Genomic DNA, 13833 nt, shown 5'->3' with positions numbered 1-13833 from the left:
CCTGTTCTCCTTTCACTCTATGAGACAAGGTATGGGAGTATGCGTTTCTCCTTGATATACGGGACGAGCCGGTAGCGGTCGAGCTGCGCGCAGTAGAGGATGTCATCCGTGAAATGGTGCTGGACCAGGCGTTTCCCTGTCGTCGTCTGCGGCAGCAGTTCGGTCAGGCGTCCGGCGAAGTATTGGTAGCTCGCCTTCAGCGCTTCGCCGAGATCGCAGACTTGAAAGTGGGCGGACATTTTTTGCGCCTGCCCGATCATGAAGCCGGCTGCCAGCCCGTCCTCCAGGGCGAATTCGGAGCGAGTGCCTGCACAGTACAAGGTGATGTCCAGATTGTACGTCAGAGCGTGGGTGATACAGGCGGTGGCATTGAGAAAGCAGCCGATGAGCAGCGCTGCGGCTCGCTCCGCTTTTTGAATGGCGCGGGTGCCGTTAGTCGTGGTCAAGATCAGCTGCTTTCCGGCAGACTGCCGCGATGCAATTTCAGTCGGGGAATTGTTGCAGTCGAAATCCGGAATCTTCCTGCAATGCCGTTCCCCGGCCAGGATGCAGTCTGCCGCGCGCAATGTATTGGCCTGGCCGATTGTCTCTACTGGCATGACAGACAAAAATCCGCTGGCAAGGGCCGTGACGATCGTACTGGATGCACGAAGCACATCAATGACGATCACGACATGGTTGCTAATCTGGTCAAACCGGATTTCCTCCACGCTCGGAACGACTTCTATTCGCACGCATGTGACCTCCCTGCCTCCATGAACGCGGCCGTATCTCCCCGCAAGCCTCTGCGTAAGGTCTCTACCGACAAGACGTCCACATAACTTACATTCCCCAGATTGACGTCGGTCCCCAGGGTGCGGATGAGCAAGACTTGCTGTTCTTTTTTCGGCGCTTCCCAGATCAGGCGGTTTGCTTCCTGGCCGGCAGCCTTGGCGATTTCGAGGATGAATTTGCCATCGGCAGAGCCGTCCTTGTCGAAAATGCCGACGGTCCCGCTCTCCCGCGCCTCCACAATGACGTGACTTGCTCCCGCGTCCAGATCGGCATACAGCGTCTCCAGCAGCTCGCAGATTTCAGTGCGGTAATCCGCCGCCTTTTTTCCAACCTCGCTGTAGACGACGAGCCCCGCCTCGACGCCTGCCGCAATGGCGCTCCTGCGCTCTGCTGCGGTGAGGGGGAAGGTGCCGTCCGATATTTCCACTGCATTAAAGCCTAAAGATTGGATCAGGTACATATACTCCTCGACAGCTGTTTTCCTGCGGGCGATTTCAAAAAACGTTCCGCCTGGCATGATGTGCAGCCCGTGCGCGGCAGCCAGGCTCAATTTTTGCTGCAACAGGTCTTTGGGATACAACGCGCTTGTGCCAAAGCCCAATTTGTATATGTCCATATAGGGAGAGGCCATTTCCAGCAAATCGCGGAAGGCGGTGAGACCGACGCCTTTGTCGATGACCATGGTTAATCCCGCGCGGCGCGGTTTGTCACGTCGCTGTCCGGACGGATTTGCCCAGTCGGCGGGCCAGAAGGGATGGTCGCAGTGTAGCATAGGTGGTTCCTCATTTCTTCTAGGCGATTTGGTTCAGTGTATGCCTTTTGCCAAACAGGAGTGAAGGAGCGCTTCTCTAGGCGAATGCCCACGCGCAGCAGATCGCAGAGTCGGCAGTGCTGAACCGCTCGGGTACAGGCATACAGTGGAACGAAGGGAGGACGAGGGAGATGTGGGAAAAGGCGATACTGGGCATGGCGGCGCTCAGAATCTTGTCGGGGAGCATGGAGGTGCTGGCTGCCTTGTTGATCCTGAAAGTGAACGAGGTAGAAAAGGCGCTTTTGATCAATTCGGGACTTGCGATCGTCGGACCGATCATTTTGATTGCGACAACAACCGTCGGGCTGCTCGGCATGTCCGACCGGATCAGTTTTGCCAAAATCGCCTGGATACTGGTCGGGATCTCGTGCATCCTGATCGGGGTGCGCAAGTGAGTCGCCAGTTCCTTCCACCGGTACGCGCACGCTTTATTGGGCAAGCTAGAGGGGAAAAGCGGACAAGAGGAGGGGAATAGCTGTGCTGACAGCATTGACAGAGCGAATATCGTACTTGCGCGGCCTGGCCAGCGGGCTGGACGTGAGTGAAAAAAGCGCGGAAGGAAAGCTGCTGATGGAGATCGTCGGCATACTCGATGAGATGCATGCGGAGTTTCGGGAGCTGCACACCCGCATCGACGAGACAGAGGACTATGTGCAGGCGATCGACGAGGATCTGGAGGACGTCGAGTTGTTCCTGTTTGAGAATGAGGAGGATCTGTACGAGACAGTCACCGACTGCGAGGACAGCCACCATCATTTTGCCGCCGAGCCAAGCCATCAGGAAGCAGACACGGTGGCGGTCAACCCGACGTAAGCGAGCGTTGCCGGAGGACAAATGGATTACGGAGCCTGCCCCAACCGCGATTTTGGCGAGGGGCGGGCTTTTTTTCGTAGAGCGGGAGCATAAATCTCGTCCAGCCGTGCATAGGATGGAGGTAAGTCAAAGTGGACAAAGGCTGGATGAACGTCTGGCCACAAAAGGAGGGTACCTGTTGTGAGAGAAATACTGGCGATCTTGCCGGCTACCGTAAGAAGCATTCTGACTGCCCTCCCCTCCGCGGTCAGAGAGCATCTGGAGGAAATACGGCTGCGGCAAAATCAGCCATTGGAAATCCGCTACGGCCAGCAATCCAGTTTTGTGACCGCGAGCGGGCAGCTCACCTCCATTGCAAGGCAAGGATGGATATTTACCGAGGAAAATGCGGTCAAGCTGCTGGGGCAAGTCAGCCAGCACTCCTTGTACGCCCTTGAGGAAGAGCTGAAGCGGGGGTACATCACGGTAGTCGGCGGCCACCGGATCGGCATCGCGGGCAAGGTGGTGCTGGACAGGGGGGAAGTGAAGGGGATTCGGGATGTAACCAGCTTCAACATCCGCATCGCGCGCGAGAAAAAAGGTGCTGCAGCCAAAGTCATGCCGTACCTGTTTGAAGACGGGAGGCTGCTCAATACCCTCGTCATCTCCCCGCCGCAGTGCGGCAAGACGACGCTGCTTAGGGACATGGCCCGAACGATCAGCTACGGCAGCGAATGGTGCTCCAGTCGGAAGGTGGGGATTGTGGATGAGCGATCCGAGCTGGCCGGATGCCTGCAGGGCGTTCCGCAGCGGGACGTGGGACCGCGCACCGACGTGCTGGATGCTTGTCCCAAAGCTGCCGGGATGATGATGCTCATCCGCTCGATGTCTCCTGATGTGCTGATTGTGGACGAAGTCGGCCGCCCTGAAGACGGGGATGCTGTCTGGGAAGCGATCCACGCCGGCGTCGCCGTCATCTGCACTGCCCACGGGGCGGACGTCTCTGAAGTGGCGCAAAGGCCCATGCTGGGCAAGCTGATCAAGCATGGCGCCTTCTCGCGCTACATCGTGCTCAGCCGCTCCAGAGGGGCAGGAACCATCCAGGGAGTGTACGATCAGCAGTTGAAGCTGGTGGAAAAGGAGAAGATGGCATGGTCAAGCTGATTGGGGCTCTGCTCATCCTCTTGTCCGCATCCATGGTCGGCTGGCAGATCGGCGGATATTACGCCTGTCGGCCGAAGCAGCTGCGAGCACTGCTGGTCGCCCTGCAGATGCTGGAAACCGAAATCGTCTACGGTCTGACACCGTTGCACCGCGCTTATATCAAGGTCGGCAACAGAATCTCGGAGGAGGTCGGCCGAGTATTTCTGCTGGCTGCCGAACTGCTCGTCACGGAGAAGGCCCATTCCGCCGAAGACTCGCTGCGGCAGGCGATGAGCCGCCACTGGCCAGAGACGGCGCTGCGCAAACAGGAAGGCGAGGTGCTGGCGAGCCTGGGTCAGGTGCTCGGCTCCTCGGACAGGGAAGACCAGCAGAAGCATTTGCGGCTCGCCGTTACCCACCTGCGCGGACTGGAGGAAGAAGCGCGCGTGGAACAGGCCAAATACGAGAAGATGTACAAGAGTCTCGGATTTTTGGGTGGACTCTTGGTCGTCATCCTGATGTTCTGAAGGCGAGGTGTTCACAGTGGACATGGGGTCTCTTCAACCCATTTTTCAAATTGCGGGAGTCGGATTTATCGCAGCGATTCTCCATACGGTATTGAAACAGTCCGGAAAAGAAGATTACGCGCACTGGGTTACGCTTCTGGGGTTCGTCATCGTCCTGTTCATGGTTGCCCACTACCTGGGAGATTTGTTTGCCGAAGTAAAACGGGTTTTTCAGCTGAATTAAGGAGGGCTTGCAAGTATGGATATCGTGCAAGTAGTGGTACTGGGATTGATTGCCACGATCCTCGTACTGCTCATCAAAGAGCAAAAGCCGATATTCGCCGTATTGTTGGCTCTCATTAGCGCGATATTCATTTTCTTCCTGGTCGTAGACAAAATCGTCGATGTGATCCGGATTTTGGAACGACTGGCTGTCCAGGCAGACCTGAACCTCGTGTTCCTGGAAACGATCCTCAAAATTATCGGAATCGCCTACATTGCCGAATTCGGCGCGCAATTGACCCGAGATGCCGGACAGGGCGCGATCGCCTCCAAGATCGAACTGGCAGGGAAAGTCCTCATCCTGGTCATGGCCGTGCCGATTATCCAGATTATCATCGAAACGGTCATCGACTTGTTGCCTGCATGAGGGGAGGGGGGATGTCCACGTGGTCCGTACAGGCACTTTCACGGTTCTTCTTCTGCTGCTCCTGATGATGCCGATTGGCACTGTATCGGCCGCGCAGACACCAGCCGCAGGTCCGCTCAACCAGATCGTTCAGGAGCAGGTCGACCACTTGCAACTGGAGCGTGTGGAGCAATACTGGCAGCAGCTGCAGCGCAACTACCAGGGCTACTTGCCCGACCTGAAGTCACCGGGCTTGACCCAGCTGCTGATGGACCAGGGAGAATTCAGCTTTACATCCGTTCTCAAGGGCATGGGCAAATTTTTCTTTCGCGAGATCCTGATGAACGGCAAGCTGCTAAGCTCGATCATCATTATCACGGTGTTCGCGATGATTCTGGAAACGATGCAAAATGCGTTCGAGCGCAATGCCGTGTCGACAGTCGCCTACTCCATCGCCTACCTCGTGCTGATGGTGCTCGCGATCAACAGCTTTCACGTCGCCATCTCGTACGCCAAGCAAGCGATCACCGATATGTCTGACTTCATGCTGGCGATGATCCCGCTCGTAATCGCGCTTCTCGCGTCGATGGGCAATCTGGCGACGGCGACGATGTTTCATCCGCTCATCATCTTCATGATCAACATCAGCGGCATGATGATTTCCTACGTGGTCTTTCCGCTTCTCTTTCTCTCTGCGATGCTGTCGATCGTCAGCCTGTTTTCCGAGCGGTACAAGGTGACGCAGCTCGCGACCTTGCTGCGCAACGTGGCGATGGGGGTGCTCGGGTCGTTTCTCACGATTTTTCTCGCCGTCATCTCGATTCAGGGAGCCACTACGGCCGTGACGGACGGCGTGACGCTGCGGACGGCGAAGTACATTACGGGAAACTTCATCCCGATTGTCGGACGAGTGTTCTCCGATGCGGCTGACACCGTCCTGAGCGCCTCGCTGCTGGTCAAAAACGCCGTAGGGCTGGCAGGAGTCGTCATCCTGATTCTCCTGTGCGCCTTTCCGGCATTGAAAATACTGGTGCTTGCCCTGATCTACAACCTGTCTTCCGCCGTGCTGCAGCCGCTCGGAAACAGCCCCATCATCAGTGCGCTCGGAACGATCGGCAAAAGTCTCCTGTTCGTCTTCGCCGCGCTGGCAACGGTAGGACTGATGTTCTTTCTGGCGATTACCATCATGATCGCAGCGGGCAACATCTCCATGATGGTTCGGTAGGTGATCTTATGACCTGGTTAACGCTCTGGCTGAAAAAAATCATCCTGCTCGTGCTTCTGGCCGCCTTTCTCGATCTGATCCTGCCCAATACGACCTTGCAGCGCTACGTCAAAATGGTGATGGGACTCATCCTGCTGCTGACGATCATCTCGCCTGTATTCGCCTTGTTCAGCCTCTCACAGGACGATCTGGCCCTGCGGTTTGACCGCTATCAGCAGGAGATGAACAAACCTGCTGACGGGGAGTGGAAACGCTTCGCCGAAAAGCTGCTCGGGGAGCAGGGCAAGCAGGTGACAGCATACGTGCAGAAGCAAGTAGAGGCTGCGGTGAAGGCGAAGGTGAAGGAGGAATACGGCCTGGATGTGCAGCATGTCAACATCCGCGTCGACAACAGTAATCCGCAGCAGCCCGCAATCGAGAAAATCGAGCTGACCATCGGAGAAGAGAAGCAGGAGGACAAAAGTGCAGCGGTCATCACCCCCATCCAGCCCATCGCGCCGGTAACCATTCAATTGGGGCAAAGTCAGGCCGTAACATCACAAGCAGGCATCGAGACGTCTTCACGCCAGATGGACCCGACGTACGCGAAGATCGCTGCCGATCTAGCAGCGCAGTGGGGGCTTACGAGCGATCAGGTGGTCGTGACGGGCGGGTCTTCGTAACAGAAGCTTTCGGAAAAGCGAGGTGAGAGAGATGCTGGAAAAACTGAGGAAGCTGTGGGAAGGAACCGGCAAAAAGCGGTTGCCGCTGCACTACTTGATCGTCGTCTTGGGAATCGGGGCCGCCGCCATGATCTTGACAGATTTTCTTCAGGTCGAGCGGGATTCGCCGCTCGGATTGGCCGGAGGTGGCGGCGGGGGAGCCGGGCAAGCCGAAAGCGCCAGTGCAAGCTGGTTCGGCGGCGGGAACAACGCCGGAGAGGATGCGGCAGCTCCGGCCATGGGCGCCAAATCCGCGCCTGACATCATCGCCGAATACGAAAACATCTACGCCACACAGCTGCGGGACATCCTCACCAGCGTCGTAGGCGTAGGCGAAGTCGAGGTGATGGTCAACCTCGAGTCGACGCCGGAGCTGGTTATGGCCCAAAACACGAATAACCGCTCTTCCACCAACCAGGAAATGGACAAAGACAAGGCGACACGCAACCAGAGCGACCAGACGAAAGATGCCGAAGTCGTCATTGTGCAGGGCGGCAAGCAAGATCAGCCTGTCGTCGTCAAGACAGTGAAGCCGCGCGTCAGAGGTGTCCTCGTCGTAGCCAAGGGCGCCGACAACATCCAGGTCAAGGCGTGGATTACCGAAGCCGTACAAAAGGTTTTGGACGTTCCCGCCTACAAAATATCCATTTTGCCCAAAAAAGGGTAGGAGGTAATGGCGAATGATTCTGCGCAAGCAAACAGTATGGTTGTTGACAATGCTGGCAGTCATGGTAGTGCTCTCCGGGTATTATTTGGTGAAAGGCCCGCAAGATCAGGTGCCGACGTCCGGACAGCAGGAAGCTGTACAAAAGCAGGAGCAGATTTCGGGTGTCGTCGTCGAGTCCAAGCAAGTGGACCAACCATCGCCTGCCGCACCGGTAGACGGAAAAAACGAGGGTCAGGTTGCCGCAGGGCTGCCTGTGGATGTGCAAGCGGCCAATCCGCAAGCGCCTGATACCAAAGCCGCTCCACAGCCGCAGACAGGCAATGCCGCTGTCCCTGTAACAGAGACGACAAGCGAGATTTTCCAGGGCTACAAAATGAAGCGGGAAGCTCAGCTCCAGCAGCAAAAAGACGAACAAATGGCGATTATCGGAAACGCCGAGTCGTCGGCGCAAGCAGTCGCGGATGCCCAGGCGAAATTCAACAAGCTCTCGGCGCAGGAAACTGCCGTGACGAACATCGAGGAGATGCTGAAAGCAAACGGCTATCAGGATGCGGTCGTCTACGTGAATGACGACAAGGTGACCGTCATCGTCCAGAAGGATAAACTGAGCGCCAATGAAGCTGTCGACATCATCGCCCAGGTGAAGCAGCAGCTCAATGTCCCGGCGACGAATGTGACCGTGCAGTTCAAGACCACGTAAGCCCGGGAAAGGGTGGTCTATGGGCAATGCTACCGTTATAATGTCAGCCCGAAACGGGTATCATGGTAAGGGTTTCCTCGCTTCTGCGCGGCAAGAAGCGGGGAAATCCTTTCTTGACGTGTTATGGTCAACAGGCTACCATGGATTTATGCTTTGCTCTTGATACATATATAGCCACCCGGAAACATCTTAACGAAACGAAGGAGTGCACATTCGTGTTAAAAATTCATGAAATCCGAGAAATTATCAAGCTGATCGATCAATCTTCCATTAATGAATTCAAATTGGAAACAGAAGGCGCAAAAGTGACCTTGCGCAAATCGAATGGCACCGAGACGGTCGTCGTGACTCAGCCTGTTGTACAAGCTCCTGTGGCAGCTCCGGCTCCCGTAGCACCTGTAGCGGCAGCACCGGCAGCGGCTCCGGCTCCCGTGGCAGAAGCGCCGAAAGCAGCACCGGCACCTCTCGAGGACGAAGCAAACCTGCACAAGATCGTATCGCCGATGGTCGGTACGTTCTATAGATCGCCAGAGCCTGGCAAGCCGCCGTACGTGCAGGCAGGCGACAAAGTCACTGCAAGCAAAGTGGTGTGCATCGTGGAAGCGATGAAGCTGTTTAACGAAATCGAGGCAGAAGTAAACGGCGAGATCGTCAAAGTTCTGGTCGAAGACGGACAGCTGGTTGAATACGGTCAGCCGTTGTTTTTGGTGAAGCCGGAATAAGGTGGGGGAGAGCGGAATGTTTCAGAAAGTATTGATTGCCAATCGCGGAGAAATTGCGGTCCGTGTCATCCGCGCATGCCGCGAGCTGGGCATTCGTACGGTCGCCGTCTACTCCGAAGCGGATCAAGAAGCGCTTCATGTAAAAATGGCCGACGAAGCCTACTGTATTGGTCCGAAAGCATCCAAGGACAGCTACTTGAACATAGCGAACATCATGAGCGTAGCGACCAAGGTGGGAGCCGACGCCATTCACCCCGGCTATGGATTTCTGGCGGAAAACGCTGACTTTGCCGAGATTTGCGCGGCGTGCAACATTACGTTCATCGGTCCGGACCCGGATGCGATCGTGAACATGGGCGACAAATCGACAGCCAAGGATACGATGAAGGCTGCGGGGGTCCCGACCGTACCGGGGACGGATGGCCTGATCGAAGACGTGGCAGATGCCATCAAGACGGCCAACGAAATCGGCTACCCCGTGATGGTGAAGGCGACGGCCGGCGGCGGAGGACGCGGCATGCGCGTTGCAGTAGACGATGAAGATCTGGAAAAGGCGATTCGTCAGGCGCAGAACGAAGCGAAGACAGCGTTCGGCAACCCGGGCGTCTACCTGGAAAAATTCGTGGAAAGCCCGCGCCATGTGGAAATTCAGATCATGGCCGACAAGCATGGCAACGTCGTCTACCTGGGCGAGCGCGACTGCTCGATCCAGCGTCGTCACCAGAAGCTGATCGAGGAAGCGCCGTCGCCCGCTTTGAGCGAGGAGCTGCGCAGGCAAATGGGGGAAGCGGCTGTCGCTGCAGCCAAGGCGGTCAATTATCACGGCGCAGGAACGGTGGAGTTTCTGCTGGATAAGCACGGCAAGTTTTACTTCATGGAAATGAACACACGCATCCAGGTCGAGCATCCGGTTACAGAGCTGGTTACCGGTTTTGATCTGATCAAGGAGCAGCTGACGGTAGCGGCAGGATTGCCGTTGTCCTTTACCCAGGAAGACGTCGTGCTGGACGGCTGGGCGATCGAATGCCGGATCAATGCGGAAAATCCCGCGAAAAACTTCATGCCGTCTCCGGGACGCATCACCGGGTACCTGCCGCCGGGCGGCTTCGGCGTGCGCGTGGACAGTGCTGCCTATACCGGCTATTCCATCCCGCCGTACTACGATTCGATGATCGCCAAGCTGATCGTCTGGGGCAAAGACCGCAACGAGGCGATCGAGCGGATGAAGCGCGCCCTGGGAGAATTCGTGGTGGAAGGCATCACGACGACGATCCCGTTCCATCTGAAGGTGCTGGAGCATGAAGTTTTCGTGAGCGGTCATTTCGATACGAAATTCCTGGAGACGTACGATTTGAACCTCGATGAGGAGTAAGGCGCTCATTTGTAAAAAAACAGAGCGCTTGGTATAATGGAATACAAATCCAAAGGGAGGTGCGAAGCGTGGAAGAATTTTCTCCAGATTTAGAGAGAACAGAACTTGGGAAGGTCCAGATCGCTCCTGAAGTCTTGGAAGTGATCGCCGGCATGGCTGCGTCCGAAGTCGAAGGCGTGGCGCAGATGAGCGGCGGTTTCGTAGGAGAAATAGCGGAACGTTTAGGCCGTAAAAATATTGCCCGCGGCGTTCGCGTAGAAGTAGGTTCTCGCGAGGCAGCTGTAGATGTTTCGATCATCGTGAAATACGGTCACCGCATCCCGGATGTCGCTCGAAATATTCAAGATAGTGTGCGCAGCGCAATTGAGAGCATGACAGGGCTGTCGGTTGTGGAAGTGAATGTACATATCGTCGATGTAGAGCTGAAAGCGGATGAAAAATCGCCTGCACCCGCAACTGCTGTGGTGGAAGAATACCAGCGCGTGCGCTAGCACAGGCAACGGATGGATGCCCCCTGCTAACAGGGGGCATTTTCCTCATCAGTACGGCAACACCCGAACGTGCTATGTTTGTCCGACAGACGGGCATGGTTGAAGGAGAGATGTATGTGAACTTGTTCGACCGGTTTATTTTGACCATCTACAGTTTTGCGCTGATCATCTTGTCCTGCATGGCGATCGCAGCGACCAGCGGCTTGTTGTCTCCGGACGTGTTCCGTCCTTACCTCGAAGAGATGCTCGCGGGCACGAACCTCGCCTATCTCATCGTCGCGATCATCTTCCTCGTTGTCAGCCTTCGATTCTTTTTCAGTTCCTTCCGCAGAGGCAAAGCAAAGACAGAGCGCGGCATTCGCCAACGCAGCGATCTGGGTGAGGTCCACATCACCTTGCAGACCATCCAGACGATTGCGGAGCGCGCAGCCAGACGGGTAAAAGGCGTGCGCGACATGAAGACAGCGGTCAGATCGCTCGAGAGCGGGAACATGATCACGCTGCGCATCGCAGTCGATGGGGAGACACCTTTGCCCGAATTGACACAAAAGCTGCAACAGGATGTCAAGGATCAGGTGGAAGGGATCGCAGGCGTCGTGATTTCCGAAGTATCGGTCATCGTGACGGAGGTGGCTCAACAAGATAACTACGCTGCGCGCAGGCGGGTGGAATAGAAGGTGAGAGCCGTGTTATGGGAGTTATTGTGGGAGCACAAGGGGAAGCTATTGGGTGTTGCAGCCGGATTTATTTTCGGGATCATCTACCTTCTCGTGGGCTTTTGGGATACACTGGTGTTTGTTGTGTTTATCGGCACCGGATTTTACATCGGCCGCAAACTGGATCACAAGGAAGACTTGCGGGAAATTCTTGACAGGATTTTGCCTGGCAAGTTTCGGTAACAGATGACCGGATCTCCCGGGATAACCCATCTGCTCCCGGACGCAAAATAAATGGTAGGGTGAATGGTATGAAGCGAAGAACAGCACGAGAAAAAGCAGTCCAATGTCTTTTCCAGATCGATATGGCAGAGGTGCCGGTGAATGAGGCGATCGCGCTGGTCATGGAGGACTCGCAGGAAGATTCGCAGTATCTGCGTTACTTGGTGGACGGCGTCCTGAAGAATCAGGCAGAGATTGACGCCAAGATCAAGCAATACTTGCGCGGCTGGCAGCTGGAGCGGATCGCCAATGTGGACCGCGCGATACTCCGTCTGGCTTTTTACGAGATCATGTATGAAGCAGATACCCCTGACAAGGTTGTCATGAACGAAGCGATTGAAATTGCCAAGCTCTTTAGCGATGAGCAATCCCACCGTTACATCAACGGCGTCTTGTCCAGCTTCCTGCATGCTCGTGAGATCACACAGGCATAAACAGGGCAGGGGAAAAAGGCATGGGTAAGGTAATGTTAGGCATTGATACGAGCAATTACCGGACATCACTGTGCTTGGCTCAGGAAGACGGCCGGATTGTGGCAGAAGCAAAGCGCCTTTTGAAAGTGAAAGAAGGCAAGCGCGGGCTGCAGCAATCCGAGGCCGTCTTTCAACATGTGATGAACTTGCCGGAACTGAGCGAACAAATGAAGTGGAACGAGTATGAGATCGAAGCCATTTGCGTCAGCGAGAAGCCGCGTCCCGTCGACCAGTCGTACATGCCGGTGTTCAAAGTTGGTGAAGGGCTGGGCAAATCGCTGGCGACCTACTTGCGCGTGCCGCTGCACTTGACGACACATCAGGAAGGGCATATCGCAGCAGGGGAGTACACGGCAGAAAATCGTCCGCGTGAAGACCGTTTTCTGGCGGTCCACCTCTCCGGCGGGACCAGTGAGCTTTTGCTGTGCGAGCGAATGGCGACAGGCTATGCGATCGAAAAAATCGGCGGTACGATCGATTTGCACGCCGGCCAACTGGTAGACCGCGTCGGAGTGGCGCTCGGGCTGTCCTTTCCCGCGGGGCCGCAGCTGGAGGCATTGGCCAGGGAAGCGTCGGGCGATTTCCGGGTGGCGTCGGCCGTGGACGGCTTGTCGTTCAGCTTTTCCGGCCCGGAGGCTTCCTTGCTGCGCGCCGTTTCGGCGGGGCAGGTCAGTTTCGCTGACATCGCCCGCGCGACGGAGCAATGTATCGCCAACACGCTGGAGAAATCACTGCGGCATGCGGTGGAACAGGGCTTGCCGAAAGAAATATTGATCGTAGGCGGAGTAGCTGCCAACCAGTACATGCGCGAGCGGCTGATCAAGCGGCTGGAGCATCCTGCAGCGGGGGCGAAACTGTATTTTTGCGACCCCGCTTACTCGGGTGACAACGCCTACGGGGTAGCCATGCTCGGATGGATGAAGCAAAAGACGAACAATAAATAATGTTGAACATTTTATGATTCGGCTTTACAGGATATCCGAAAATCGGTACACTAGTGGTATCGACGTTATGAAGGAGGTCCTTTCTCCATGGCTGCAGTGATTGTCCAAGGGAAAGAAGTCGCGCAAAGCATTCGCGCCGAGCTGGCGAATGAAGTGGCGGAACTGAAAAAACAAGGCATTACACCAGGGTTGACCGTTGTGCTGGTAGGAGATGACCCTGCTTCCCAATCCTATGTGCGAGGCAAGGCGAAGGGCTGCGAAGAAGTCGGCATCGCCTCTGAAGTGATTGTTAAGGACGCGTCCACCACAGAGGAAGAGCTGCTGGCGATCATCCAGCAATTGAACGAAAATCCGAACGTTAATGGGATTTTGGTGCAACTTCCTTTGCCGAAACACATTTCCGAGACGGCCGTGATCGAGGCGATTCATCCGGACAAAGATGTGGACGGTTTCCATCCGATCAGTGTCGGCAACATGGTGCTTGGCAACGAGACATTTCTGCCGTGTACGCCGCACGGGATCATCGAGCTGATCAAACGGACGGGGACGGAAATGGCTGGCAAGCACGCTGTCGTCATCGGGCGCAGCAACATCGTGGGCAAGCCGGTGTCGCTCTTGCTGCAGCAAGAAAACGCCACAGTGACGATGTGCCATTCCCGCACGCAAAACCTCGAGGCAATCACGCGGCAGGCGGATATTCTCGTCGTTGCGACAGGACGCGCGCACATGATCGGGAAAGAACACGTGAAGCCGGGGGCTGTCGTGATCGACGTCGGCGTGAACCGGATTGAAACCGGCAAGCTCGTAGGCGACGTCAAGTTCGATGAAGTAAAGGAAGTGGCGAGCTTCCTGACGCCTGTACCGGGAGGCGTCGGCCCGATGACGATTACCATGCTTTTGAAAAATACGGTCGCGGCTGCACGCAGGCAGGCAGGCCGATAAGCTG

The 13833-nt window shown here is 56.1% G+C and carries 20 protein-coding genes; 18 read left to right on the top strand and 2 right to left on the bottom strand.

The features are described 5' to 3' along the window. Nucleotides 1–17: 17 nt before the first annotated feature. The gene (locus ACFSO0_RS18445; protein ID WP_376882812.1) at nucleotides 18–734 is read right to left on the bottom strand and encodes a 2-phosphosulfolactate phosphatase; all 717 of its coding nucleotides are present in this window, start codon (nucleotides 732–734) and stop codon (nucleotides 18–20) included. Next, nucleotides 725–1546: a phosphosulfolactate synthase gene (comA, locus tag ACFSO0_RS18440; RefSeq protein WP_376882810.1), complete on the bottom strand. Its 822-nt coding sequence runs from the start codon at nucleotides 1544–1546 to the stop codon at nucleotides 725–727. The genes ACFSO0_RS18445 and comA overlap by 10 nt, the downstream gene beginning before the upstream one ends. A 170-nt stretch (nucleotides 1547–1716) precedes the next feature. Here comA and ACFSO0_RS18435 point away from each other — a divergent pair, with 170 nt between their 5' ends. The 18 genes from ACFSO0_RS18435 to folD all read left to right on the top strand — a co-directional run bounded on the left by ACFSO0_RS18435 (nucleotide 1717) and on the right by folD (nucleotide 13829). Further along, nucleotides 1717–1980, top strand: a complete 264-nt coding sequence (locus ACFSO0_RS18435; RefSeq protein WP_376882807.1) for a YqhV family protein — start codon at nucleotides 1717–1719, stop codon at nucleotides 1978–1980. Between the two features lie 82 nt (nucleotides 1981–2062). Continuing rightward, a complete protein-coding gene (locus ACFSO0_RS18430; RefSeq protein ID WP_376882805.1) occupies nucleotides 2063–2398 on the top strand; it encodes a CD1247 N-terminal domain-containing protein in 336 nt (111 codons plus the stop codon). Between the two features lie 180 nt (nucleotides 2399–2578). Beyond that, on the top strand, nucleotides 2579–3541 hold the full coding sequence (gene spoIIIAA, locus ACFSO0_RS18425) for a stage III sporulation protein AA (protein WP_376882803.1): 963 nt from the start codon (nucleotides 2579–2581) through the stop codon (nucleotides 3539–3541). Further along, the gene (gene spoIIIAB, locus ACFSO0_RS18420) at nucleotides 3529–4047 is read left to right on the top strand and encodes a stage III sporulation protein SpoIIIAB (RefSeq protein ID WP_376882801.1); all 519 of its coding nucleotides are present in this window, start codon (nucleotides 3529–3531) and stop codon (nucleotides 4045–4047) included. Before spoIIIAA ends, spoIIIAB begins: the two co-directional genes overlap by 13 nt. A gap of 22 nt (nucleotides 4048–4069) precedes the next feature. Further along, nucleotides 4070–4270: a stage III sporulation protein AC gene (spoIIIAC, locus tag ACFSO0_RS18415; RefSeq protein WP_376882799.1), complete on the top strand. Its 201-nt coding sequence runs from the start codon at nucleotides 4070–4072 to the stop codon at nucleotides 4268–4270. A 15-nt stretch (nucleotides 4271–4285) separates the two neighbouring features. Further along, entirely contained in the window at nucleotides 4286–4675 is a 390-nt protein-coding gene (gene spoIIIAD, locus ACFSO0_RS18410; protein WP_376882796.1) for a stage III sporulation protein AD, read from the top strand. Between the two features lie 52 nt (nucleotides 4676–4727). After that, a complete protein-coding gene (spoIIIAE, locus tag ACFSO0_RS18405; RefSeq protein ID WP_376883267.1) occupies nucleotides 4728–5879 on the top strand; it encodes a stage III sporulation protein AE in 1152 nt (383 codons plus the stop codon). 8 nt (nucleotides 5880–5887) lie between these two features. Continuing rightward, nucleotides 5888–6541: a stage III sporulation protein AF gene (gene spoIIIAF / locus ACFSO0_RS18400; RefSeq protein WP_376882793.1), complete on the top strand. Its 654-nt coding sequence runs from the start codon at nucleotides 5888–5890 to the stop codon at nucleotides 6539–6541. A 31-nt stretch (nucleotides 6542–6572) separates the two neighbouring features. Then, nucleotides 6573–7247 (top strand): stage III sporulation protein AG, encoded by a 675-nt coding sequence (spoIIIAG, locus tag ACFSO0_RS18395; RefSeq protein ID WP_376882791.1) that lies wholly within the window; start codon nucleotides 6573–6575, stop codon nucleotides 7245–7247. A gap of 13 nt (nucleotides 7248–7260) precedes the next feature. Further along, the gene (locus ACFSO0_RS18390; protein ID WP_376882789.1) at nucleotides 7261–7947 is read left to right on the top strand and encodes a SpoIIIAH-like family protein; all 687 of its coding nucleotides are present in this window, start codon (nucleotides 7261–7263) and stop codon (nucleotides 7945–7947) included. A 215-nt stretch (nucleotides 7948–8162) separates the two neighbouring features. Then, nucleotides 8163–8669, top strand: coding sequence for an acetyl-CoA carboxylase biotin carboxyl carrier protein (gene accB, locus ACFSO0_RS18385; protein ID WP_376882786.1), 507 nt, complete (start codon nucleotides 8163–8165; stop codon nucleotides 8667–8669). Between the two features lie 16 nt (nucleotides 8670–8685). Next, on the top strand, nucleotides 8686–10041 hold the full coding sequence (gene accC / locus ACFSO0_RS18380; protein WP_376882784.1) for an acetyl-CoA carboxylase biotin carboxylase subunit: 1356 nt from the start codon (nucleotides 8686–8688) through the stop codon (nucleotides 10039–10041). A 68-nt stretch (nucleotides 10042–10109) separates the two neighbouring features. Further along, entirely contained in the window at nucleotides 10110–10532 is a 423-nt protein-coding gene (locus ACFSO0_RS18375) for an Asp23/Gls24 family envelope stress response protein (RefSeq protein WP_376882782.1), read from the top strand. A gap of 116 nt (nucleotides 10533–10648) precedes the next feature. Further along, the gene (gene amaP, locus ACFSO0_RS18370; RefSeq protein WP_376882779.1) at nucleotides 10649–11206 is read left to right on the top strand and encodes an alkaline shock response membrane anchor protein AmaP; all 558 of its coding nucleotides are present in this window, start codon (nucleotides 10649–10651) and stop codon (nucleotides 11204–11206) included. A gap of 12 nt (nucleotides 11207–11218) precedes the next feature. Then, nucleotides 11219–11431 carry a DUF2273 domain-containing protein gene (locus ACFSO0_RS18365; protein ID WP_376883265.1) on the top strand — a complete coding sequence of 71 codons (213 nt, stop codon included), beginning with the start codon at nucleotides 11219–11221 and terminating at the stop codon, nucleotides 11429–11431. Between the two features lie 68 nt (nucleotides 11432–11499). Continuing rightward, the gene (gene nusB, locus ACFSO0_RS18360; RefSeq protein ID WP_376882776.1) at nucleotides 11500–11904 is read left to right on the top strand and encodes a transcription antitermination factor NusB; all 405 of its coding nucleotides are present in this window, start codon (nucleotides 11500–11502) and stop codon (nucleotides 11902–11904) included. A gap of 20 nt (nucleotides 11905–11924) precedes the next feature. After that, complete coding sequence (locus ACFSO0_RS18355) at nucleotides 11925–12887, top strand: tRNA (adenosine(37)-N6)-threonylcarbamoyltransferase complex transferase subunit TsaD (RefSeq protein WP_376882774.1); 963 nt, start codon at nucleotides 11925–11927, stop codon at nucleotides 12885–12887. Between the two features lie 87 nt (nucleotides 12888–12974). Further along, on the top strand, nucleotides 12975–13829 hold the full coding sequence (gene folD, locus ACFSO0_RS18350; RefSeq protein WP_376882771.1) for a bifunctional methylenetetrahydrofolate dehydrogenase/methenyltetrahydrofolate cyclohydrolase FolD: 855 nt from the start codon (nucleotides 12975–12977) through the stop codon (nucleotides 13827–13829). Nucleotides 13830–13833: the final 4 nt, after the last annotated feature.

It is taken from the genome of Brevibacillus sp. GCM10020057 (assembly GCF_042683565.1).
GTDB lineage: Bacteria > Bacillota > Bacilli > Brevibacillales > Brevibacillaceae > Brevibacillus.
Note: the sequence above shows the minus strand (reverse complement) of the source record. Positions and strands in the feature narration are given on the sequence as shown.